20 protein-coding genes (1 of these 20 running past the window's edge) are annotated in these 21,567 nt (G+C 56.0%); 13 read left to right on the top strand and 7 right to left on the bottom strand.

The genetic code is table 11. The features are described 5' to 3' along the window. Window positions 1-10: 10 nt before the first annotated feature. From ACOCF6_RS07975 to ACOCF6_RS07960, 4 genes are all read left to right on the top strand, one after another. Window positions 11-1,660 carry an ATPase, T2SS/T4P/T4SS family gene (locus ACOCF6_RS07975; protein ID WP_482459852.1) on the top strand — a complete coding sequence of 550 codons (1,650 nt, stop codon included), beginning with the start codon at window positions 11-13 and terminating at the stop codon, window positions 1,658-1,660. A gap of 70 nt (window positions 1,661-1,730) precedes the next feature. Further along, complete coding sequence (locus tag ACOCF6_RS07970) at window positions 1,731-2,807, top strand: type IV pilus twitching motility protein PilT (RefSeq protein WP_482459851.1); 1,077 nt, start codon at window positions 1,731-1,733, stop codon at window positions 2,805-2,807. Window positions 2,808-3,365: 558 nt separating this feature from the next. Next, entirely contained in the window at window positions 3,366-3,869 is a 504-nt protein-coding gene (gene moaC, locus ACOCF6_RS07965) for a cyclic pyranopterin monophosphate synthase MoaC (protein WP_482459850.1), read from the top strand. Window positions 3,870-3,888: 19 nt separating this feature from the next. Continuing rightward, the gene (locus ACOCF6_RS07960) at window positions 3,889-4,392 is read left to right on the top strand and encodes a MogA/MoaB family molybdenum cofactor biosynthesis protein (protein WP_482463296.1); all 504 of its coding nucleotides are present in this window, start codon (window positions 3,889-3,891) and stop codon (window positions 4,390-4,392) included. A gap of 187 nt (window positions 4,393-4,579) precedes the next feature. Here ACOCF6_RS07960 and lon read toward each other — a convergent pair whose 3' ends face one another. Continuing rightward, a complete protein-coding gene (lon, locus tag ACOCF6_RS07955; RefSeq protein ID WP_482459849.1) occupies window positions 4,580-6,895 on the bottom strand; it encodes an endopeptidase La in 2,316 nt (771 codons plus the stop codon). Window positions 6,896-7,105: 210 nt separating this feature from the next. Further along, on the bottom strand, window positions 7,106-8,641 hold the full coding sequence (locus ACOCF6_RS07950) for an SDR family oxidoreductase (RefSeq protein WP_482459848.1): 1,536 nt from the start codon (window positions 8,639-8,641) through the stop codon (window positions 7,106-7,108). Between the two features lie 294 nt (window positions 8,642-8,935). Between ACOCF6_RS07950 and elbB the strand changes: the two genes are divergently transcribed. After that, complete coding sequence (gene elbB, locus ACOCF6_RS07945; RefSeq protein WP_482459847.1) at window positions 8,936-9,589, top strand: isoprenoid biosynthesis glyoxalase ElbB; 654 nt, start codon at window positions 8,936-8,938, stop codon at window positions 9,587-9,589. 77 nt (window positions 9,590-9,666) lie between these two features. Beyond that, window positions 9,667-10,944, top strand: coding sequence for a M48 family metallopeptidase (locus ACOCF6_RS07940; RefSeq protein WP_482459846.1), 1,278 nt, complete (start codon window positions 9,667-9,669; stop codon window positions 10,942-10,944). Here ACOCF6_RS07940 and ACOCF6_RS07935 read toward each other — a convergent pair. Both ACOCF6_RS07935 and ACOCF6_RS07930 read right to left on the bottom strand, forming a co-directional pair. Next, on the bottom strand, window positions 10,919-11,188 hold the full coding sequence (locus ACOCF6_RS07935) for a GSU3473 family protein (protein WP_482459845.1): 270 nt from the start codon (window positions 11,186-11,188) through the stop codon (window positions 10,919-10,921). The two genes, ACOCF6_RS07940 and ACOCF6_RS07935, sit on opposite strands and share 26 nt — an antisense overlap. Window positions 11,189-11,275: 87 nt before the next feature. Then, window positions 11,276-11,878, bottom strand: coding sequence for a helix-turn-helix domain-containing protein (locus ACOCF6_RS07930; protein WP_482459844.1), 603 nt, complete (start codon window positions 11,876-11,878; stop codon window positions 11,276-11,278). A 211-nt stretch (window positions 11,879-12,089) separates the two neighbouring features. Here ACOCF6_RS07930 and ACOCF6_RS07925 point away from each other — a divergent pair, with 211 nt between their 5' ends. From ACOCF6_RS07925 to ACOCF6_RS07915, 3 genes are all read left to right on the top strand, one after another. After that, window positions 12,090-13,523: a Do family serine endopeptidase gene (locus ACOCF6_RS07925; protein ID WP_482459843.1), complete on the top strand. Its 1,434-nt coding sequence runs from the start codon at window positions 12,090-12,092 to the stop codon at window positions 13,521-13,523. Between the two features lie 23 nt (window positions 13,524-13,546). Continuing rightward, a complete protein-coding gene (locus ACOCF6_RS07920) occupies window positions 13,547-13,810 on the top strand; it encodes a hypothetical protein (RefSeq protein WP_482459842.1) in 264 nt (87 codons plus the stop codon). Between the two features lie 125 nt (window positions 13,811-13,935). Beyond that, window positions 13,936-14,895, top strand: coding sequence for an RluA family pseudouridine synthase (locus tag ACOCF6_RS07915; protein ID WP_482459841.1), 960 nt, complete (start codon window positions 13,936-13,938; stop codon window positions 14,893-14,895). A gap of 101 nt (window positions 14,896-14,996) precedes the next feature. On the opposite strand, the gene ACOCF6_RS07910 is transcribed toward ACOCF6_RS07915, so the two are convergent. The 3 genes from ACOCF6_RS07910 to ACOCF6_RS07900 form a co-directional block, all read right to left on the bottom strand. After that, on the bottom strand, window positions 14,997-15,635 hold the full coding sequence (locus ACOCF6_RS07910) for an HAD family hydrolase (RefSeq protein WP_482459840.1): 639 nt from the start codon (window positions 15,633-15,635) through the stop codon (window positions 14,997-14,999). Further along, a complete protein-coding gene (locus ACOCF6_RS07905; protein WP_482459839.1) occupies window positions 15,636-16,781 on the bottom strand; it encodes a class I SAM-dependent methyltransferase in 1,146 nt (381 codons plus the stop codon). It lies immediately after the preceding gene. Between the two features lie 93 nt (window positions 16,782-16,874). Beyond that, on the bottom strand, window positions 16,875-17,912 hold the full coding sequence (locus ACOCF6_RS07900; protein WP_482459838.1) for a helix-turn-helix transcriptional regulator: 1,038 nt from the start codon (window positions 17,910-17,912) through the stop codon (window positions 16,875-16,877). 117 nt (window positions 17,913-18,029) lie between these two features. Between ACOCF6_RS07900 and ACOCF6_RS07895 the strand changes: the two genes are divergently transcribed. From ACOCF6_RS07895 to ACOCF6_RS07880, 4 genes are all read left to right on the top strand, one after another. Further along, window positions 18,030-18,479 (top strand): YqaA family protein, encoded by a 450-nt coding sequence (locus ACOCF6_RS07895; RefSeq protein ID WP_482459837.1) that lies wholly within the window; start codon window positions 18,030-18,032, stop codon window positions 18,477-18,479. A 79-nt stretch (window positions 18,480-18,558) separates the two neighbouring features. Then, on the top strand, window positions 18,559-19,659 hold the full coding sequence (locus ACOCF6_RS07890; protein ID WP_482459836.1) for a GGDEF domain-containing protein: 1,101 nt from the start codon (window positions 18,559-18,561) through the stop codon (window positions 19,657-19,659). Beyond that, window positions 19,659-21,398, top strand: coding sequence for an exodeoxyribonuclease V subunit alpha (gene recD / locus ACOCF6_RS07885; protein ID WP_482459835.1), 1,740 nt, complete (start codon window positions 19,659-19,661; stop codon window positions 21,396-21,398). The genes ACOCF6_RS07890 and recD overlap by 1 nt, the downstream gene beginning before the upstream one ends. Next, window positions 21,395-21,567, top strand: the beginning of a protein-coding gene (locus ACOCF6_RS07880; protein ID WP_482459834.1) for a complex I NDUFA9 subunit family protein. 712 nt of this gene lie beyond the right edge of the window; only the first 173 of its 885 coding nucleotides appear in the window; it begins with the start codon at window positions 21,395-21,397; the stop codon falls past the right edge of the window. The genes recD and ACOCF6_RS07880 overlap by 4 nt, the downstream gene beginning before the upstream one ends.

Genomic DNA, 21,567 nt, shown 5'->3' with positions numbered 1-21,567 from the left:
AGGAGGAACCATGTCTGACATGAAAAAAGGCACGCTTGGAGACATCCTTGCTGCATCCCAGATTATCTCAGCAGATGATATTGCAGCGGCGCTGGAGGAGCAGAAACGGAGCGGAACCCGCTTCGGTGAAGCGCTGATCAATCTGGGCATCGTCGCCCAGGAGGATATCGACTGGGCCCTCTCCAATCAGCTGGATCTGCCCTATGTCCGTCTCAACAGAGACTGTATCGATCCGGATGCGGTCCGTCTGGTACCGGCTCAGCTGGCCAGGAAATTTAATTTCATACCGATGATCAAGGCCGGCAATGAACTGAATATAGCCATTTCCGATCCGCTCAACCGCCCGGCTATCGAGTCTGTCGAGCAGTCCACTGGCTGCGTGGTAAATGTTTCCGTAGCGCTAATCCGCGAAATCCGTGAAATGGTCGACATCTTTTACGGTACTGCGGGAAATGAGGGCCTGGGGTTCGAGTCGGAGGTCTTCGATGCGGCAACGATTGATATCATCAATGCAGACCTGGGCGGGGGCAAGCTCCTGGAACACCTGCTGATGTACATCCTGGAAGAGCGTCTCTCCTCCCTTTCGCTGCAGCCCCTGGGGGATCTGGTGGTCATCAGCGGCAGGCGCAGCGGCGTATCCCGGCAGGTGGGCAGCGTGGCCAGCAATTTTTATCCGGACATTACCCTGAAGATCCGCAAGAATGCCGGCATGACCCAGGGGAGTGAGCAGGGGGACAGCGGCCTGCTGACCTTCGATTTCCGCTGCCATCCGATCACATTCCAGATTGCGGTTATGGCCGGCTACGGTGGCGACTATATTACGATCCGTCCCCATGTGGAGGTTAGGCTGCCGTCGCGCTTGTCCGGTCTGCACCTGCAGGCGCCCCAGGAAGTCGGATTTGCTGCGCTGGCCCGGGCCAAACGGGGGGTCACGTTTTTTGCCTCCCGCAATACCCAGGAACGGGACCGTTTCATCGATCTGATGCTGGAGGAGATCGATACGGACGGCAAGACCGTCATTATCCTGGGCGAGGGGCCGGGCAGGATGAACAAGCGCTTCCCGCGCATCCAGTTCCCAAACTCCGAACCCGAGCGCGCCAAGGTCATTATGGACGCCCTGGACCATGCCCCGGATATCCTGGTGATTGAAGACGCCACCGAGGGGCAGCCGTTCACCGCCGCCTGCCGGGCGGCCATGCGCGGCAAGCTGGTGCTGGCCGGACTCCAGGTGCGCGGCACCGGCAATGTGCTCCGACATCTTCTGCTTTATCAGCAGAAGCATTATTTCCTGCCGGTATTCGTCAATGGGATAATCTCTTTCAAGGGAATTCAGGTGCTGTGTCCCGAATGCCGTACAGAGTATGTTCCACCGGCAGAAGAGTTGACCATCATGGGACTGGAACGGCCCCCGCATTCATTCTACCGTACGGTCGGCTGCGATATCTGCGGACACAGCGGTTTCAGCTCCCGCCGGTTCCTGGTGGATGTTATTGAATTCGATGCAGAATTTTTGCGGGTCTTTGAACAGTCCACTGATGTGGCCGCCCTGGTGAAGTACCTGAGCATCATCGGCTACCAGGGGATCGCCGAGGAGGGGCTGCAGTTGCTGATGAACGGAGCCGTATCGCCGGAGGAATATATCTCCTCTGTTATATTGTAACACGCCCCGGATCTGCTGTGGCAGGGCAGGGAAGTTATGCACGTTTCGATTTCATTCAAGGGAGTGAAGCATGGCCAAGATAGATGCACTTTTCAGAATGATGAATGACCAGGGCGCCTCTGACCTGCATCTCTCCAGCGGCAACCCGCCCATCTTCCGTTTGCACGGCGAGATGGCCCGGCAGCAGTTCAAGCCGCTGGGGCATGACGAGCTGATGGCGGTGCTGTTCGAGATCCTGGACGAGAAACAGAAGGCGCACTTCACCGAGAAGAAGGACTTGGACTTCGCCTATTCCGTGCCTGATCTGGCCCGTTTCCGCGGCAACATCATGATGACCCACCGCGGCGTGGCAGCGGTCTTCCGCATCATCCCCACCAAGATCCTGACAGCCGACGAGCTGGGATTGCCGGAAGGTGTGCGTCGCATGACCAACTTCAAAAAGGGGCTGGTGCTGGTGACCGGACCGACCGGTTCGGGCAAGTCCACCACCCTGGCGGCCATGATCGATTTGATCAATTCCACCCGCAAGGAGCATATCCTGACCCTGGAGGACCCGCTGGAGTTTATTCACGAGAATAAGCTGTCGCTGCTCAACCAGCGCCAGATCGGCGAGCACACCGAAAGCTTCGCATCAGCGCTGCGGGCGGCGCTGCGCGAAGATCCCGATATCATCCTGGTGGGCGAGATGCGCGACCTGATAACGATCCAGCTGGCCATGAGTGCCGCCGAGACCGGCCATCTGGTCTTCGGGACCCTGCATACCAATACCGCCGCCAAGACCATCGACCGGATCATCGACGTCTTTCCCACTGACCAGCAGGAGCAGGTCCGTTCCATGCTGTCAGAATCCCTGAAAGGGGTGGTCTGCCAGCAGCTGCTCAGGACGGTGGATGGCAAGGGGCGTGTGCCGGCCCTGGAAATCATGCTGGGAACGCCGGCTGTTGCCAACCTGATCCGCGAAGGCAAGACCTTCCAGATCCCTTCCATCATCCAGACCGCCAAGCGGGAGGGCATGCAGTTGATGGACCAGCATTTGCTGGACCTGCTTAAAACCAAGCGGATCAACCCTGAAGAGGCCCACCGCTGTTCGATTGACAAAAAGCAGTTTGAACAGTATCTGCTGCAGGCAGGCGGGACACCGGCCTGACAGCCGGTTTAACAAGGAAAGGCCCCGCTTCGGGGCCTTTTGAGTTTGGTGTTATTGATGGCTTTCACGTTTATTCATCATCGGTCTTTTGGGTAGATTGGCCTTTATTTCCAGCCAGCTGACAATGATTACCAAGAGAGTGCCAAGAAAAAACACAGCTGACAGAAGTCCAAATTTGATGCAGTAAAATTCCGGCATAATCCACCTCCATCACTGTAGTGAAAGACTCGGAGGTTTAACTCAGCATATAACGTGCCATAAGCGTGATGGTGCGTATCTGCCTGTTATGGTAGTTGTTTTCTGAATTGCCTTGTTCGTTCGTTTTGGCGGCAGTATGATTTGTTTATACATGCTACCGGTTGAACTGCCATTAAAAACGTAATGATTGCAGGGTCGTAAGCGCATTATCCTTTGGCGGTGCCTCTGTATATAAATAAAGACAGTTTCTCAGCTGCCACGAATACGGGGTATCATTCTTATGGTATGATAACGTTAGGCAGTACGGCATAGACTTGAAGCGTTTCCGGTATCGTTAATAAACGACAAAAAGGTGGAACTATGAACTTTAATCATTTCGATGAACGCGGCCATGCGGTTATGGTGGATATCTCCGCCAAGCAGCCGACCTTGCGGACCGCCATAGCCGAGGCCGTAGTTCTGATGTCGCCGGAGTTGTTGTCAGCCATCAACAGCGGCGGCATGGCCAAGGGGGATGTGCTGGGGGTGGCGCGTCTGGCCGGCATCCAGGCCGCAAAACGGACTCCGGAGCTGATCCCGCTTTCTCACCCTCTGGCCATTCACCATGTGACAGTGGACTTTGAGCAGGATGCGGATGCAGGTACGATTGCAATCAGGTGCACGGTACGCGCCCTGGAGCGGACCGGAGTAGAGATGGAGGCCATGACCGGCGCAACTCTGGCCGCCCTGACGATTTACGATATGTGCAAAGGGGCCGATAAGTCTATCGCAATCGGTCAGATCAGCCTTTTGTACAAAGAGGGAGGCAAGAGCGGTGTCTACCGGCGGGATGCGGTTGTCGGGCACGACATGGCGATAATTTAGAGGAGGGGAGATGAACCAGATCAGAGCAGCAATATTGACCCTGTCCGACAAGGGGTCGCGCGGCGAACGGACCGACGAAAGCGGACCGGCCCTTTCGGCCTGGCTGGCGGAGCGCGGGGTGCGTACAGTGCATGCCCATGTCATCCCCGATGAATATGAGCAGATCGTACAGGTACTTACGGATTGGGCGGATCGGGATATCGCCGACCTGATCCTGACCACCGGCGGTACCGGTGTCTCGCCCCGTGATGTCACCCCCGAGGCGACCATGCAGGTCTGCGGCAGGATGATCCCCGGATTGGGAGAGCTGATGCGGCAGGAAAGTCTGAAGATTACCCCCATGGCGGCGTTGTCGCGGGCGGTGGCCGGCATCCGGCACCAGTCGCTGATTATCAATCTGCCGGGGAGCCCCAAGGGAGCGGTGGAGAATCTGGCGGCGATATGGCCGGCCATCGGACATGGGGTGGAGAAGATTCGCGGCGGGCAGGAGGATTGTGCAGGCAGGTTCGATCTTCAGAAGTAATATCTCCCTCCCTTTCAAGGGGAGGGTCGGGGTGGGGATGGGTTATTTCCGGTGGCGGAATCAGCACCACATCCCCTTCCTAACCTCCCCCTTGAAGGGGGAGGAACGATAGTGATGAGCAAAAGCAACGCCCCTGCCGGGATTTCCCGACAGGGGCGTTTTGAATCACGTAACAGCAGGCTTGAGGTCACAAGGCTACTGCCAGCGCCTCGCGGGCCTCATTGATAAAGATGAATTCCAGCTCCTGGCGGACATTCTCGGGGATGTCGTCCAGATCATCCTTGTTGCGCTCCGGCGCAATAATCTTCCTGACTCCGGCCCGGTGGGCCGCCAGCACCTTTTCCTTCAATCCCCCGATAGCAAGCACTCGCCCGGTCAGGGTAATCTCGCCGGTCATGGCCACCCCGCGCTTGGCCGGTTTTTCCGTCAGGAGTGATACCAGTGCGGTGACCATGGTCACGCCGGCCGAAGGGCCATCCTTGGGGATGGCGCCCGACGGGACGTGGATGTGGATAGCACGGTTTTCGAAGGCCTCTGGCGTAATGCCGAAATCTGCGGCGTGGGCCTCGATGTATGAGAGCGCTGCCCGGGCCGACTCTTTCATGACATCGCCCAGTGAGCCGGTCAGGATCAGCTCGGGCTTGCCGGGCATGGAGGTCGCCTCCACGAAGAGGATGTCCCCGCCGGTCTCGGTCCAGGCCATGCCGGTGACCACGCCGATCCGGTCGCTTTCGGCAGCGACCTCGTTGTGGAACTTCTTCGGGCCGAGCAGTTCAACCACCACCTCAGGGGTAATGTTTGTTCGTGGTTCCTTTTTCTGCGTGATCTCCTTGGCCACCTTGCGGCAGATGGAGCCGATGGTGCGCTGCAGGTTGCGCACACCCGCCTCACGTGTGTAGTCGCTGATGATCCTGATGATGGCTTCGTCGCTGAATTCCAGCGGGTAGTTGACCAGGCCGTTTTCCTCGATCTCCTTCTTGATGATGAAGTTGCGGACAATGTGCAGCTTCTCCTCGGTGCTGTAGCCGGCCAGACGGATGACCTCCATCCGGTCCTTGAGCGGGCCGGGGATCGGGTCAAGCTGGTTGGCGGTGGTGATGAACATCACCTTGGACAGGTCGAAGGGAACGTCCAGGTAGTGATCCTGGAAGGAGAAGTTCTGCTCCGGATCCAGCACCTCCAGCAGCGCGCTGGAAGGGTCGCCGCGGAAGTCCTGTCCCAGTTTGTCGATCTCGTCCAGCATGAAGACAGGGTTATTGGCCCCGCAGCGGAAGAGTTCCTTGATGATCCGTCCCGGCAGGGCACCGATGTAGGTGCGGCGATGTCCGCGGATCTCGGCCTCGTCGCGCATGCCCCCCAGTGAGATGCGCACGAACTTGCGACCCAGGGAACGGGCGATGGATCTGCCCAGGCTAGTCTTGCCCACGCCGGGCGGGCCGACGAAGCACAGCACCGGTCCCTTCATGTTCTCCTTGAGTGAACGCACGGCCAGAAACTCCAGAATGCGTTCCTTGACCTTTTTCAGGTTGTAGTGGTCCTCGTTAAGGATCTCTTCGGCCCGGATAATGTCCAGACTATCATCGGTGCTCTTGTTCCAGGGCATTCCGGCCAGATAGTCCAGGTAGGTGCGGGCAACGTTGTGCTCCGGAGAGGCCGGGTTGATGCGCTCCAGTCGTTTCAGCTCCTTGTCGGCGATTTTCTTGATGTCCTCCGGCAGTTCGGCCTCGTCGATCTGGCGACGGAGTTCATTCATGTCGGAAGACTTGGGATCCTCATCGCCCAGTTCCTCCTGGATATGTTTCATCTGCTCGCGCAGAATGTATTCCTTCTGGTTTTTCCCGACCCGCTTGGTAACTTCGTTGGTAACCTCGTTCTTGACCTGCATGCGCTGGACTTCGTTGGTGAGGTGCACGTAAACCTTTTTGAGGCGCTCCAGCGGATCGACCGTTTCCAGTAATTCCTGCAATTCGATCAAAGGCAGATTGACGTACAGCGCCACCAGGTCTGACAGGCGGGCCGGGTTGTCGATGTAATCGATCATCTTCATGACATCATCGGGCAGGGGTTTGCCGTGGGAAAGGGAGATCTTCAGCAGGGCGTTCAGGCTTTGCACCAGGGCATCCGAGACCAGGTTTTTTTCCACGAACTCCCGCACCACCTCGCAGTGAGCCAGTGTGATCAGCGCTGTTGGTTCTGTTTCCAGGATGCGCAGGCGGTTGATCCCCTCCAGGGTTACCTTGAACTTGCTGTTGCCAATCTTCTTGATCTGGTTGACTCGGCACAGGGTGCCGATTTCACTGATTTCACCCGGTCGGTCTCCCAGGGAGTCGACCGGCCGGCGCAGAACCACAGCCACCAGTTTGTCGTAATTATCGGCTTCGGTAAATGTCAGCAGGTCGCGATCGTTGACATAGACCGGGAAAACCATATAGGGAAAGGGCACCATTTCCTGCTGAATATACAGCGGCAGCTTTTCGGGGACGAGTATGTCGGAGTGGGGCATGGTGGGTGGTCCTTTACATGAAAATCTTGAAGGCGGATTTTAGCACAGATTTAGTAAGTTAGAAGTCGTTTTCTGCGTTTTTAGTACGATAGAAATTATTTCTGCGGTTTTTGTTGCAGAAATAATTTCGTGATCGTACTTATTCCGTTTATCGGGGCCGGCAGAAAACGACTTCGATAACGCTCGTATCCCGTTTTCGGGGCCGGTACATTAAACCTTTAGAGTGTCCGCGGCCTGGTTGTCCGGTATTTTTTCAGGACCACGGATGACCGGCCGGGAAATAGCCGTGCCGATCCCTCTCAGCATGCCGTTGAAGATGAAGTTGTGAAAGGGGGTGACCGCATACCAGTACAGCAGTCCCTGGAGGCCATACGGCAGAAAATGGGCAATCTGCTTCAGCACGCTTACCCCGGGAGAAATTTCCTCAATGCGAAATTCAAGGGTCGCTTCTCCGGGGAGCTTCATCTCGGCCACCAGCAGCAGCCGGGTGGGTTTCGTGACTTCCACCACCCGCCAGAAATCCAGGGCCTCGCCCGGGGAAAGCTCAAGGGGGCAGCGCCGCCCCCGGTGCAGACCAACCCCTCCGGCCAGTTGATCGAGATAGCCACGTAGCTTCCAGAGCCAGTCGCCATAGTACCAGCCGGATTCCCCCCCGATACTGGCAACCGCCCGCCAGATTTCCTCGGGGGTGGCCGCCAGGTGGATCTGCCGCGAATCGTTGTAAAAGGTGCCCCCGGCCCAGCTCGGATCACTGGGTGTGCTCCATTCGGAGGGAGGAATCCGGCCGGCATCGATCCAGGAGCTTTCAATCTGGCGTTGTCGGACCCGTTCCAGGGCCAGGCGGATCGCCAGTCGGCAGTCGAACAGCTCTTGCGGAATGAGTGCTCGGATGCGGTTGTCGCTGCAGACGACCTTGTTGCGCAAACCTTCTGCCAGGGGGCGGGCCAGGACAGCCGGCACCGGAGTCAACAGGTGGATCCAGGCGGAGCTCAGCCTCGGTGTCAGTACCGGAACCGAGATGATCAGCCGCTTCGGCAGACCGGCCTCCTCGGCAAAAATCTCCATCAACTGGCGATACGTAACCACCTGGTCCTGGCCGATGTCAAAGATTTCTCCGACAGTGTCTTCACATTCAAGGCAGCCGATCAGGTAGTGCAGGACATTGCGGACACCGATCGGCTGGCAGGGGACATCAACCCAGCGCGGGGTGACAATGATCGGCAATCGTTCCACCAGGTAGCGCAGGATTTCAAAGGAGGCGCTGCCCGAACCGATGATCATGGCCGCCCGCAGGACCGTGACCGGTACCGTGCCGCTGCGCAGGATGTCTGCCACCTCAGCCCGTGAACTCAGATGCTTGCTCAGGGTGTCTTGCCATTCGCCCAGTCCGCTGAGATAAATGATCCGTTTGAGTCCGCCTGCTTCGGCAGCGGCGACCATATTTGTGGCTGCTTCACGGTCGGTTCTGGCAAAATCGCCAGTCGTATGATTCATGGAGTGGACCAGGTAGTATGCTGAACTGCACCCCCGGCAGGCTGTTGTCAGGGCCGCGCGGTCGAGAACGTCAACCTTCACGATCTCCATATTCGGATGACGGCTCCAGGGTCGATTCCCGATTTTGGCCGGCGTACGGGCCAGGGCCCGGACCTTGTACCCGGCCTGCAGCAGCCGGGGAATCAACCGGGCACCGATGTAGCCGGTGGCGCCCGCAACCAGGATCGGGGCTTGTATGTCATCGGTTGGCATGGAGGTTCCTTGTCGTTTGCAGATTAAATGCTGATCAACAACCGGTCGCATCAGGAGGGTGTTTGTAAGACCCTGGCAGATGTCATATAAAAATTGTTATCATGGAGTTGGAGCGGCTGTCCACTGTTCTCTGCACCGGCATCCAGCTGAACGGGAATCGCGCCGCACCTGCAGTCTGTGAGCTAACTTATCCCTTGCCATATGACAGGGTTATGGCACAATACACTTCAATGGAAACCTCATAGAGAACAGTTCTGATTGCCGGTGACATCGCAAAAAGGAGGAGGAACAGGTATGAAGAAGATCGGAGTTGTACTTTCAGGATGTGGAGTGCGGGACGGCAGTGAAATCCACGAAGCGGTATTTGCCCTGCTGGCCATCGACCAGGCGGGCTGTGAAGCGGTCTGTATGGCACCGAATACCGATTTTGCCGTAACAGATCACCTGTCCATGCAGGAAACGGGCGAACGGCGCAATATGCTGGTGGAGTCGGCCCGCATCGCCCGTGGCAATATCCGCGATATCAAGGATGTGAAGGCTGCTGATCTGGATGCGATTATCTTTCCCGGCGGTTTCGGTGCCGCCAAGAACCTGTGCGATTTTGCCACGAAAGGCGCTGAAGCTTCGGTTAACCCCCAAGTTGCCAGGTTGCTGAAAGAGATGGCTGTTGCCGGGAAACCGATTGGCGCAATTTGCATCGCTCCAGTCGTTATCGCATCGGTCCTGGGTAAAGAATATGCCACCACCGTGACCATCGGCAATGATAGCGGCACTGCCGCCGAGATCGAGAAGACCGGTGCAAAACACCAGGAGTGCCCGGTGACCGGGTTTGTGGTGGATACGAAGAACAAGCTTGTATCAACACCGGCCTACATGCTGGCCAACCGCATCTCCGAAGCGTACGAAGGGATCGAGAAGTGCGTGAAGGAAGTCATCAAGCTGATCTGAAAAATGCACACGTATCACAATGCAAGGGCGAAGACACAGGTGCTTCGCCCTTCTGCTTTCAAAGGACGTGTACCTAGATGAAAATTGCCCTGTTCAGCCTTTTTGCCGCTATCACCGCATTCACCTACTGGCTGCGTCACATCAATCTGCAGCACCTCAAGCAGCACGGTGCAAAGGTCCCGGAAGGTTTCGAGGATGCTATTAATGAGGAAAAACTCCGTACCAGTACCTCCTACACCCTCGATTCAAGCCGGATGGGCCTATGGGACTCACTGTTTGACAACCTTCTGCTGATCATCTTTCTGTTCGGTGGCGTCCTCTCGGCGTATGACGGTATTGTCAGCGGGTTGAACGGGTCCGCCATCCCTGCTGCTATCGTCTTTTTCCTGCTGCTGACCTGGGCCCAGACACTGCTGGGGGTTCCCTTTGACCTGTACGGCACCTTCGTAATTGAAGCGCGCTATGGTTTCAACACCACGACAGCGCGTCTCTGGATCACCGATTTTCTGAAGTCACAGGCCATTGGTTCACTGTTGCTGGCGGTGTTGATTGCCGTCGTTTTCTGGTTGATCGGGTGGAGCCCGCAACGCTGGTGGCTGTGGGTGTGGGGTTTCATGGCTGTCTTCAGCCTGTTTATGATGTTTATCTCTCCGTACATCATCGAGCCGCTGTTCAATAAATATGAACCGGTCACTGAAGCAGGGCTGGAGGAAGAGATCCGAGCCATGATGGAGAAGGCCGGGCTCAAGGTCGGGAAAGTCTTGCAGATGGACGCATCACGGCGCAGCAAACACTCCAACGCCTACTTTACCGGCATAGGAAAGGTCAAGCGGATTGTACTCTACGATACCCTGATCCAACAGATGAGCCACGGCGAGATTGTGGCGGTGCTGGCACACGAGATCGGCCATTGGAAGAAGGGGCATATCTGGAAACGGCTGCTGTGGGCCGAACTGCTTGCTTTAGGAGGGGCGTGGCTCAGTTTCAAGTTGTTGATGTGGCCGGGGCTGCCGGGCTTGTTGGAACTTCCGTACGATATATCGCTTCCGGCCCGGATGGTTGTACTCGGTTTTGCGTCTTCACTGGTTCTGTTTCCACTGGGTCCTTTTTCGGCCTGGCGGTCACGCTGTCATGAGCGGGAGGCGGACCGTTTCGCTGCCGACCTGACCGGCAGGCCGCAGGATCTGGCCTCGGCACTCGTCAAGATGTCGGCCGAAAATCTTTCCAACCTCTTTCCCCACCCGTTGTATGCCGGCTTTTATTATTCGCATCCTCCGGTAGTTGAGCGGGTCGGGATGCTGCTGAAATGGGCGGAGTCATCAAGGGAGATCACCATTCCGATGGCGGGCCGCTGACCCCCAGCACGCAGTAATGTCCGGCACGTTTTTGTTCCTCAGATATCGGTTTCTGGATGATATTGCGCCGCTCGGGCCCATCGTACTCGTGGCCGCCATCGCCGCGCACCGGATCCGCCCCTATTTTTACCCAGCATTCTGATCGCCGAAAGGCGAGCACGGAACCGGAAGCGATCAGACGTTTAAGATCGCGGGCATCGACATTCTCTACGGAGTCGTAATGGGACATGACTGGAATCTTCATTGTTGTTCTCCTGTTGCAGGACATGGTTACAGGAAGACGGCAGGTTGCGGTGATTTCTTCGGTACTGTCAGGTGCTATTCGATGCAATTACTCCTTTGAATACAATACTGCAACGGCTTTTGCCTTTTCCGGGCCAATTGCAACCCATCCGTGGGGTTGGCTGGAGTCATAATAGATGCTGTCGCCGGTGCGCAGTCGCAGGATCTCGCTGTTGTAGTGGAAATCCAGTTCCCCCTCGGTTACGTAGAGGAACTCTTCGTCCCCTTCGTGTTTGAAGAAGAGTTTTTCATCCCATTCGCGCCCTTCAAACTCAACCAGAAATGGTTCCATATGTTTGTGGCGGAGTCCCTGAGCCAGAGAGTGATAGGTGTATGGCCGTGTAATGTCATTGGCAACCGGGCGGGGAACGTTTTCATCCTCTCTGACATCCTCCCGTCTGGTCAGTACATACTTCTGGCGATTGCCCTCGTCCTCAAAGAAGAAATGGATGCCGACCTTGAGTCCTTTGGCAATCTTGAGCAGTGTTGCCAGGGGCGGAACGACCTGCTGATTCTCGATCTGGGACAAAAGCGGTTTTGAGAGGGTTGTTAGATCTGAAAGTTCCTGCAGGGTCAGCCGTTTATGTTGGCGCAAGCCCCGGATCTTCTCACCAATACGAAATTCCCTGATCTGTGCCTTGATGTCGCTCATGCTGTATCTCCAAGCGAATTGCGATAGATTTCTATTATTTAATATGGTTACACAAAGCGGCCGGTGTTTTCAATAACATTATTATGGCAGATAGAACGGTAGTGATCGTCAGTATTGTGAGACATTAATTCCGTTGACATAACGTGTAAATGTAGCTAGTCTTTTGCTTCTTTCAGTGGATATAACGTACATCGTTTCCGGTAGTGTAAATATGACAGGATCACTTCGCTCAATACAGTTTGCAATTATCTGCTTCTTGGCTGTCGGCTGCCTGGCAGGTTGCTCAGGCAAAGGCGATTCACCGCTATTTTTGGAGTCAAAACGCAAGGCGGGTGAGGCAGAAGCGCCGGTCAAGGATGTTCCGTCCGATATTCTGTCTACCCAGAAGGCTTTCAGTACGGTCGCTAAACAGGTCACACCCTGCGTCGTCAATATATCAACCGTCAGCCGCAAGAAGATTGTCCAGCCGTTCTTTGAGATGTCGCCTTTTTTTGAGGATTTTTTCGGCGCTCCGCAGTTCAGGCGCGACAAAAGCCTTGGATCAGGTTTTATCATAAGCAAGGATGGCTACATTGTTACCAACGACCATGTGGTTCGTGATGCCGAAAGCATACAGGTCAAGCTCTCCAATGATAAGGTCTATGATGCCAAGGTGATTGGCGCTGACCAGAAAACTGATATCGCCGTGATCAAGATCAATGCTGCCGACCTACCGGTGGCGGTGTTGGGTGATTCTGAAAAGCTGGAAGTTGGACAGTGGGCCATTGCGATCGGTAATCCTTTCGGTTTGGAGCGCTCCATGACGGTGGGTGTTATCTCTGCCACCGGACGCTCCAATATGGGCATCGAGACCTATGAGAACTTTGTCCAGACCGATGCCTCCATCAATCCCGGCAATTCAGGGGGGCCGCTCCTGAATATCCATGGCGAGGTAATCGGCATCAATACTGCGATTGTGGCAGCCGGTCAGGGTATAGGCTTTGCAATCCCGATCACCATGGCAAAGCCGATTGTCACCCAACTGCTGCAAAAGGGTAATGTCAGTCGCGGATACATGGGTGTTACTATCCAGCCGGTTACCGAGGATCTTGCCCGCTCTTTCGGCCTGAAGCAGGTCAGGGGGGCGCTGGTCAATGACGTTCAGAAAGGTGGGCCGGCAGAAAAGGCCGGTGTGCGACAGGGTGATGTGATCATTACCTTTAACGGTTACGATGTAAAGGATCCCTCTCACCTGCAGCGTCTTGTGGCAGAGTCCGGCATCGCTAAGGCCGTCAAGCTGAAAGTCTTCCGTGACGGCAAGGAACTGGAACTAAGTCTGACCCTCTCCAGCGCTGAGGCAGCGCCCAAACAGCGCCGGAATCCGGATGACGATGGCGGCGGACAGTCGGGTCAGGCGGACCTGCTCGGTCTTGCAGTCAGTGATGCTGAGCAGGGTGGTGTGGTGGTGGTTGATGTTGCCGGGGGGGGCACCGCTGCCGAGGCGGGAATCCGGCGCGGCGACGTGATCGTCTCCATTAACCGGAAAAAGATTTCCAACAGTGGTGAGTACCAACGCATCATTCAGCAGGCCGGGCATGGCAGCAGCATGACAATTTTGGTCCGGCGCGGTAATACAAGTATCTATTTTGCCTTACGGATAAAATAACTACGATTAAGGAAAGAGTGATCATGAGCCTGATTGACAGTCCAGAACTTGCGAAGCGGTTAGCGAGAGCCATTCTCTCCGATGTTGCCATGTACAACCCGGAGAAGGTTGAAAGCGGCATTAAGAACGACAATATCTTCGATATTCTCGACGCAGAGCTGGAAGAAGGTCGCCAGCACTTCCTCTCACGGGTGTCACCTGATCTTAATCCTGATATTATCTACGAGATTGCGGTGGTTGATGTACTTATCAAGCGGGCCGGAAAGATCGAGTCCTCCATCTGGTAGTGGTCGGTTTTGCAATGATTTTTCGGAAGGCGTGCCCGAAAGGGGTGCGCCTTTGTTTTTTAAACCCTGAAATAACCCGTCGTTGGCACACGTACCCCGTGTATCGCAATGAGAATTGAGTTGCAATGAATATTACAACCCTGACATACCCCGTTGATTGTGAGTCCATGCGTCTTGACCTGTTCATCAGCAGTCAGTTGGAGGGTGAGACCCGGACCGCCGTACAGCGCCTGATCGAAGCCGGCAAGGTACTTGTTGACGGCCAGATTGTCCGACCCTCATTGAAGCTGAAGGGTGGTGAGCTGGTTTCGGTAGAGATACCGGAGCCCACGGAAGCCGAACCGCAACCGGAAGCGATTCCGTTGGAGGTCCTCTACGAGGATGGTGAACTGATCGTTATCAACAAGCCGGCCGGCATGGTGGTGCACCCTGGCCCCGGGAACAGCAGCGGTACGCTGGTAAATGCCCTGCTGGCGCACTGCACCGACCTTTCAGGCATCGGAGGCGAACTGCGACCCGGTATCGTTCATCGCCTGGATAAAGGTACGTCCGGTGTGCTGGTGGCAGCCAAGAGCGACCGTGCGCATCGGGCGCTGTCGGCCCAGTTTCATGTGCATTCCGTTAAACGGATCTATCAGGCGCTGGTTTTCGGCACGCCCCAGACGGATAGCGGCAAGATTGAAGGTGCCATCGGCCGTCATCCTACCGAACGCCTGCGGCAATCGGGCAAGGCCAGACACGGCAAGCACGCCATTACCCGTTGGCGGGTGAAAGAGCGTTACGGTCGGATTACCCTGATGGAGCTGCGACTGGAGACCGGACGCACACACCAGATCCGGGTGCACATGACTGAGGCCGGATTCCCGCTTCTGGGCGATCCGCTCTATCCTGACGGGGGACGGGTCAATAATCTGGCCGATCCGCGGTTGAAAAAGATGATCACAACGTTGGGGCGCCAGGCACTGCATGCCCGCACCCTCGGATTCATTCACCCGGTTACGGAAGAATATCTGGAGTTTACCATCGATATGCCCAGTGACATGCAGGCTCTCTGCGACTACCTGGCCGGCAGCACCCCTCCCTGATGATCAGATAGTTTTTGTCAGCCACCGCACAACAAAAATGGGCGCACCGGTATTACGGTGCGCCCTCTCGCATTTACTGTCCTGTAAAACTGTGGGTGGTATCAGTCCTTCAGCAGTGTCTCCAGTCGCAACAACTGTTCTATGCTTTGACTCAGATAGACCGGGCAGCCGCGCTGTTCGGGCAGTCGCAGGTCTACATCGTAACGGTCGCCTACAAACAGGGCCTGTGATGGCATGAGTCCGTTTTCTGCGAGGATCCGATCCAGCAGGCCCTCGTCAGGTTTACCCTTCCAGGTGTCGTCAATGGTATAGGTATGTCGAAACAGTGTGGTTAACCCAATGAGTTCGAGTATACGGGTTGTCAGGGCACGGTTGTTGTTGGTGAAAAGGTACAGCGGGCGGCTTTTGGACAGGTTTTCAAGCAGTGCTATGACATCCTGGTTTTGTGTCAGATGGGCTTCAGGCTGGAGGGTTGCTTCGAAGTAGCTGTGCAGGTCGCGTACATTGCCTCCCAGTTCACAGCAGACAGCAGAAAGTGTCGGAATCTCGTCGCGCTCATCTATCAGATAGCTGCGGGTTTCAGTCATCAGCCGGCGCGCTTCCTCAAGGTCTATCTTTTTGATTTCGCTGATGTAGTTCGCTGCTGCTTCCTGAATTGCTGCGGCAAAGGAGGGCGAGACATACAGGGTGCCGTCAAGGTCAAATATGATTCCGCGGATATCGTTCAGTTGTCCCGGCACTCAGCCTCCGATCCTGCGCTGACAGAGCAGCCGGACGGCATCGATGCCTTTGGACTGGATCAAAACCCGGAAGGTGTCACCCATGCCCCCCTCGGGCAGGATCAGTTTTTTCAGTGCCAGTCGCAGTTTGAGCTTATGTTCGTCGCTGGCGTCTGACCGTTCGATCTCTTCTATTTCCTCTACGATCCCGGCTGACAGGAGAAAACGATACTGTTCGCCAAACCAGTTTGCGTGCAGACCCAGTTCTTCGCCTTGTTTCATCAGCGTGGTGAAGTCGACATGGGCGGTGATGTCCTGCTTTCCCAGGCGTATGTACGGGTTTTCTACAATCTGGTGACGATGGTAACAGAGCAGCGTCCCCCGTGTGCGATGGGGGGCGTACAGTTCCATGGCCGGGAAACCGTAATCTATGGTCAGTATGAAGCCTTTTTGCAGTGTTCGTGATGCCTCATCCAGCCAGAGCGGCGCTGCCAGGTTGATTTCGGCCTGTTGGCCCGGATGCAGCTCAATGGCAATGCGGGAAAGGTGCTCCTGGATGGCAGGAGTTGAGAGCGGGCCGGTTTCTTCGCTGAACTCGCCGTCCTTCAAGGTGACATAGATTTCCTGCAGCCCTTCGACGGTCATTACCACTCGATGCACCGGCAGGGCATCGATCAGTTCATTGGAGTACAGGCAGCCGCTGAAGGTGAAGCGTCCTGATGCGAATTCATCCGGCGACAGCCAGGCGACGTGGCCTGCGTGAGCAGCCAGCATCTCCTGTTGCGCCGACTCCAGAGTCGGCTCTTTTTCTACCAGTACCAGCTGCAGGCTGCCATAGAGGGATGGCTCCCGTTCGGCCAGATAATCCATGATGTCGCACGCCAGCCGTCCATTTCCGGCCCCGCACTCAACCAGGGTAAATGCGGCAGGAGAGCCCATGCAGCGCCACATTTGGGCAATTTCTCGGGCAATCACCCGGCCGAAGGCGGCATGTACCGATATACTGGTGTAAAAATCGCCTTCGGCACCAACCTTGCGTCCTGGCGAGGTGTAATAACCCAGGCCCGGCTCATAGAGGCAGGCTGCCATGAAATCGGCAAAGGTGATGCGGCCCTGTTGCGAGATGCGTTGGGAAAGAATGTCATTGAGGAGGTTGTTATCGCTCATAAGCTCCTGGTCCGGATAAGCAGGATATTTCAAAATGTACTGATCGGAAGTTCAGAAAAAGAGGGTCTTTTATAATTCAGGCAGTCAGTGTTGTCAAACATGCTGTTTGCCGCCTTTGTCCAATTTCTTGTCCTTGCTGCGGTAATACTGGCGCATCTCACGCACCTGGCGCTTGACCTCCTGGCGCAACTCGGGAGGTTCAAGCACTTCGGCATGCATGCCGTAGGAGAGTATCCAGGCTACCAGTTCCATCTCCCCGGCGGCCTCGAATTCGAGGGTCACCCGCCCATCTCTATCGGTCTTGACCTGCTGTTCCGGTCTCCAGACCCGTTCCCTGATCGTGTGGGCCACCTCGGGAGAAAAGCGGACCCGCACCCGCATGGTGTTGTCCCGTACGAGCCCGAAGGCAGTGTCGAAATGGGCTTCCGGCTGATACCCTTCGGGTATTTCAAAACGCTGCCGTGTCACCTCAATCCCGCGAATCCTTTCCAGTGCAAACAGGCGCATGCCGGTACGGTTATGGGCCAGCCCCAACAGGTACATACCGCCTTTATAGAAAACCAGGGTGTACGGATCGACATCGTAGGATTCGGATTCACTGGTTCCTTTTTTTGCATATTCCAGTCGTATGCGGTACTGGTGGAGCAGGGCCCGCTGCAGCCCCTCCATATAGGTTGCTGATGAAGAGTAGTTCCGCGCTCCGTGCAGAAGCGGCAGCGACACACGGGCGATCCTTTCCAGGTGTGCTGCGTAACGGTCGGGCAGGACCGAGGTGATGTTGCGGAACAGGTCGTCAATTTCGGTCTGGAAGGGTGTCCCGGCCAGATGGACACCTCCCAGGGAGCGTAGCAGGTAGAGTGACATCAGCTGGTTGAGGGTGAAGGTTATGGGCGGGATATTACGGGATTTGCTCAGGAAGCTGTAGATCTTTTTCCCCTCCTGCCACTCGGATGTAAGAGTGTAGCCGGCTTCCTCAACAGCATTCAGGTCACGGTGGATGGTGCGCCGGTCGACTCCGCACTCTTCGGCCAAATCGTCCAGGGTCATGCCGCGCCGGACTTCCAGTAACCGGATTATTGAGTGGAGCCGCCCTGCCTGGGAATATTTTTTGGTTGGTTTTCCTTTCTGCATGCTTCCTCCTTGCCGATTTCCCAAATATGGTTACAATGCCCCGTCTGATATAAGATGTCCCGGAGGTATTGTAGCCAATTGAATCCATTTGACAATCAATTTCTGACGTATACTGTCATGGCACATGACTGGCTGAACCAGCCGGGGTATGTCACCCTGTTTACGGTCAGTTTCCTGGCCTCGACCCTGCTGCCGCTCGGCTCTGAGTGGCTGCTGGTGATGATGCTGGCAAGCGGATACGAGCCGTTTTCAACGGTAGCAGTTGCCACAGTCGGAAATTATCTCGGGGCCGTAACGACGTACCTGATCGGGATGTACGGTGGTGTCTGGCTGGTTGAAAACGTTCTGCGGGTGTCACCCGAACAGCAGGAACGTGCCCGTGACCACTATCGTCGCTATGGCGTGTTCTCGCTGCTGTTTTCCTGGCTGCCGATTGTCGGTGATCCCCTCTGTATGGTAGGCGGGGTCTTGCGGATCAATTTCGGGCTCTTTACCCTGCTGGTTGCCTCAGGCAAGTTTGTACGTTATGCTGTTACTGCCTGGATTACACTGGGAACCGCAGGATAAGGAGCCAGGATTTCTCGACAGCGTGGCGCTTGTCAACTGGTACCGGGAAGCGATGCGTGAGACAGTGCCGGAGGGCAGCATGGATGATTCTCAACAGCATAGTGTTGATACGGGAGTTCAGCAGCGCTTTAAGGGCTACGACCGTATCATGGGAAATATCTCCTGGCTGTTGATTGCTCTGGTTGCCCTTGCAACCAAGCTCATGCCCTCTTCTGATGAGTCAAGTCTCTCCTTTTTGGCCATATTCTGCCTGATTTTGTTCTTCTATAATGTGAATGCCCGCTATGGGGTGCTTGCCCGCCGATACAGCCAGTTCAAAACGTTCATTGACCTGATGGTTTTCCTGGCATTCATCGTTTCTGTCTGCTGGTATACCGGCAAACTTACCAGCCCGTTTCTCTCGCTGATCTATCTGGTCCTGATGGCGGCAGCACTGACCCAGGGGCGCAGAATCACCTATCTCATGGCCGGCCTGGCGATTACGTCCTATGTCCTGCTGGCTGCGGCAGACCTTCGTGAGATCAACTACTACCTGACCCATATCCTGGAGCTGTTCCCGTATATGCTGATAGCCCACCTGGGTGCCATGCTGGCCGGCGAGACCGAGAATGCCCGCCAGGAGGTGGAACGGTTGTCGTTGACTGACGATGTCACCGGCATTAACAATATGCGTAACTTCCTTATGCTGGCTGATGTCCAGGAAAAGATGGCCAAGCGTTATAAGCGCAACTTTGCCATTTGCATGCTCGATGCCGACGGCCTTAAGAAGATTAATGACCAGTATGGTCACTTTGCCGGTACGGAACTGATCCGGCAGGTGGCCGCCATGATCACCTCCAATATCCGTACCTCGGATATCTGTGCACGGTATGGTGGTGACGAGTTCGTGATCATGTTCAATGAAACCACCAAAGACAACGTGGTCGCTGCCGTTGAGCGTGTTGTGGCAGGCATGGCGGCTACGCCTTTTCCGTTTGAGGGGGATATGCTTTCCACCACCCTCTCGGCCGGCCTGGCCGGATATCCGGAGGATGGACCGGATGTGAAGACGGTTATGGCCAATGCGGATGAGGCCATGTATGCAAGCAAGCGTAGTGGAAAAAACCGCCTGACCATCTATGAATATCAAGCGGATGTCGCAGCTTCCGCTGCTGAGGGAGAAGGGGTTATAATAACCTAATGGATACCATTCAGCTTTCGAGTCTAGATCATTATTTTGCCGATTTCATTGGCCGCATCGAGCCTGTGCAGAGAAGTGGACTATGGATTGCGGCCGCCCTTGCCAGTGCGGTTTCTTGCCGAGGCAGCGTCTGCCTTGACCTGTCCGCGGCTGCCGGGTACGAAATAGTGCCGTTCAACCCTGAATCCGGTTCGCTGCTAATCCCTCCGGTTGACCGCTGGCAGGAGCTTTTGGCAGAGTGTGCAGCCGTTGGCAGGCCTGGAGACTTCACGCCGCTCGTGCTTGACGCTGCCGGTCGGCTGTATCTGCATCGCTCCTGGGATTGCGAGCGCCGGGTCGCGGAAGGGATTCTGTCCCGCAGCGCGATGATATCTGGTGATACATCCCGATTCACAGCTGCACTGGACCGCTATTTCCCCCTGGCGGGCGACGAGGGTGATCTGCAGCGAGAAGCCGCACAGGCAACCCTGACACGGCGATTTACCGTCATATCCGGAGGACCCGGCACAGGCAAGACCTCTACCGTGGCCCGCATTCTGGCGCTGTTGCTAGAGCTGGCCGATGACGTGCCTCCCGTTATTCTGCTTGCGGCCCCGACCGGCAAGGCTGCCATGCGTCTGAAGCAGTCCATTAGCCAGTCCGTTGAATTACTGCCCCTTTCTGAATCCGTCCGTTCCGCGCTGCCGCAGGAGGTCTCAACCATCCACCGTCTGCTGGGTGTGATTCCCGGCCAGTCAAGCTTCCGCCATAATCGGGAGAACCCTCTGTTGTGTGACGTGCTTGTGGTTGATGAAGCCTCCATGATCGACCTGCCCCTTCTAGCCAGGTTACTGGAGGCATTGCGTCCGGATGCACGGGTGATCCTGCTTGGTGACCGGGATCAGCTGGCCTCGGTCGAATCGGGAGCGGTTATGTCGGATATCTGTGCCGGGAGTAGCCAGGATTCCATGCCGGTTGGCACCCGTCCGGCCATTATTCAGCTGACGAAAAGTTACCGCTTTACTGACCGGAGCGGTATCGGGAGGTTGAGCCGTCTGATCAACGCCGGGGATGGAGCAGGTGCCTTAGCATTGCTCAAGTCCGGACTCTACAGCGATCTGAGCTGGTGCCCGCTTCCACCTGACGGGAGCTATGCTGAAGCGCTCAAGATGGCTGCCTCGGAAGGTTTTGCAGGCTATGCCCAGGTCACTTCGCCTGCCGCAGCACTCGATGAATTGGAGCGTTTCCGCATTCTTGCACCACTTCGGGAAGGAAGATACGGGATTGTCGCACTCAACAGGCTGGCCGAAGCGGCCCTGCTTCAATCCCGAATGGAGGCTCATGGTGGCATCCCGCTGATGCCGGTCATGGTAACGGTCAATAATTATGATCTTGGGCTGTATAATGGAGATACTGGGGTGGTGAGCGCTGCAAATGCTACGCAGGGACAAACGGTTTACTTTCCGGCGACGGATTCGGTGCTGCGAGGCTTCTCTGCGCTGCGCCTGCCTCCACATGAAAGTGCTTTTGCTCTGACCGTACATAAGTCGCAAGGCAGCGAATTTGACCGGGTGTTGCTGGTTTTGCCTGATCAGGTATCAGACATACTCAGTCGCGAGTTGCTGTATACTGCAGTCACCCGGGCTCGTACCGGATTAGAGATCTGGGGTGATGAAGAGGTTTTTTGCCGGGCAGTGGAGCGGTGTATCGAGAGGCACTCCGGGCTGGCGGACAGGTTATGGAATGAGGTGCCATCGTGAAGATTTTGATTGCCGGGGGTACGGGGTTTGTTGGCGGCCACCTGATAGATGCACTACGGGAACGTGGACATCAATTGCGCTTGCTGGTCCATAAGCGCAGCCCGCATGTATCAAACGGAATTGAACAGATCGAAGGCGATGTGACCCGCCTGGAAAGTTTTGAACACAC

Source organism: Geobacter psychrophilus (genome assembly GCF_056821595.1).
The sequence above is the reverse complement of the archived record's forward strand: the minus strand, read 5'-3'. Positions and strand labels throughout refer to the sequence as shown.

Coding starts and splice junctions, on each gene's coding strand:
- ACOCF6_RS07970 (WP_482459851.1), top strand. CDS start 1,731: ATGGCCAAGATAGATGCACTTTTCAGAATGATGAATGACCAGGGCGCC.
- elbB (WP_482459847.1), top strand. CDS start 8,936: ATGAAGAAGATCGGAGTTGTACTTTCAGGATGTGGAGTGCGGGACGGC.
- ACOCF6_RS07900 (WP_482459838.1), bottom strand. CDS start 17,912: ATGCAGAAAGGAAAACCAACCAAAAAATATTCCCAGGCAGGGCGGCTC.
- ACOCF6_RS07890 (WP_482459836.1), top strand. CDS start 18,559: ATGGATGATTCTCAACAGCATAGTGTTGATACGGGAGTTCAGCAGCGC.
- ACOCF6_RS07925 (WP_482459843.1), top strand. CDS start 12,090: ATGACAGGATCACTTCGCTCAATACAGTTTGCAATTATCTGCTTCTTG.
- moaC (WP_482459850.1), top strand. CDS start 3,366: ATGAACTTTAATCATTTCGATGAACGCGGCCATGCGGTTATGGTGGAT.
- ACOCF6_RS07975 (WP_482459852.1), top strand. CDS start 11: ATGTCTGACATGAAAAAAGGCACGCTTGGAGACATCCTTGCTGCATCC.
- ACOCF6_RS07950 (WP_482459848.1), bottom strand. CDS start 8,641: ATGCCAACCGATGACATACAAGCCCCGATCCTGGTTGCGGGCGCCACC.
- ACOCF6_RS07940 (WP_482459846.1), top strand. CDS start 9,667: ATGAAAATTGCCCTGTTCAGCCTTTTTGCCGCTATCACCGCATTCACC.
- ACOCF6_RS07895 (WP_482459837.1), top strand. CDS start 18,030: ATGGCACATGACTGGCTGAACCAGCCGGGGTATGTCACCCTGTTTACG.
- ACOCF6_RS07935 (WP_482459845.1), bottom strand. CDS start 11,188: ATGAAGATTCCAGTCATGTCCCATTACGACTCCGTAGAGAATGTCGAT.
- lon (WP_482459849.1), bottom strand. CDS start 6,895: ATGCCCCACTCCGACATACTCGTCCCCGAAAAGCTGCCGCTGTATATT.
- recD (WP_482459835.1), top strand. CDS start 19,659: ATGGATACCATTCAGCTTTCGAGTCTAGATCATTATTTTGCCGATTTC.
- ACOCF6_RS07930 (WP_482459844.1), bottom strand. CDS start 11,878: ATGAGCGACATCAAGGCACAGATCAGGGAATTTCGTATTGGTGAGAAG.
- ACOCF6_RS07915 (WP_482459841.1), top strand. CDS start 13,936: ATGAATATTACAACCCTGACATACCCCGTTGATTGTGAGTCCATGCGT.
- ACOCF6_RS07905 (WP_482459839.1), bottom strand. CDS start 16,781: ATGAGCGATAACAACCTCCTCAATGACATTCTTTCCCAACGCATCTCG.
- ACOCF6_RS07920 (WP_482459842.1), top strand. CDS start 13,547: ATGAGCCTGATTGACAGTCCAGAACTTGCGAAGCGGTTAGCGAGAGCC.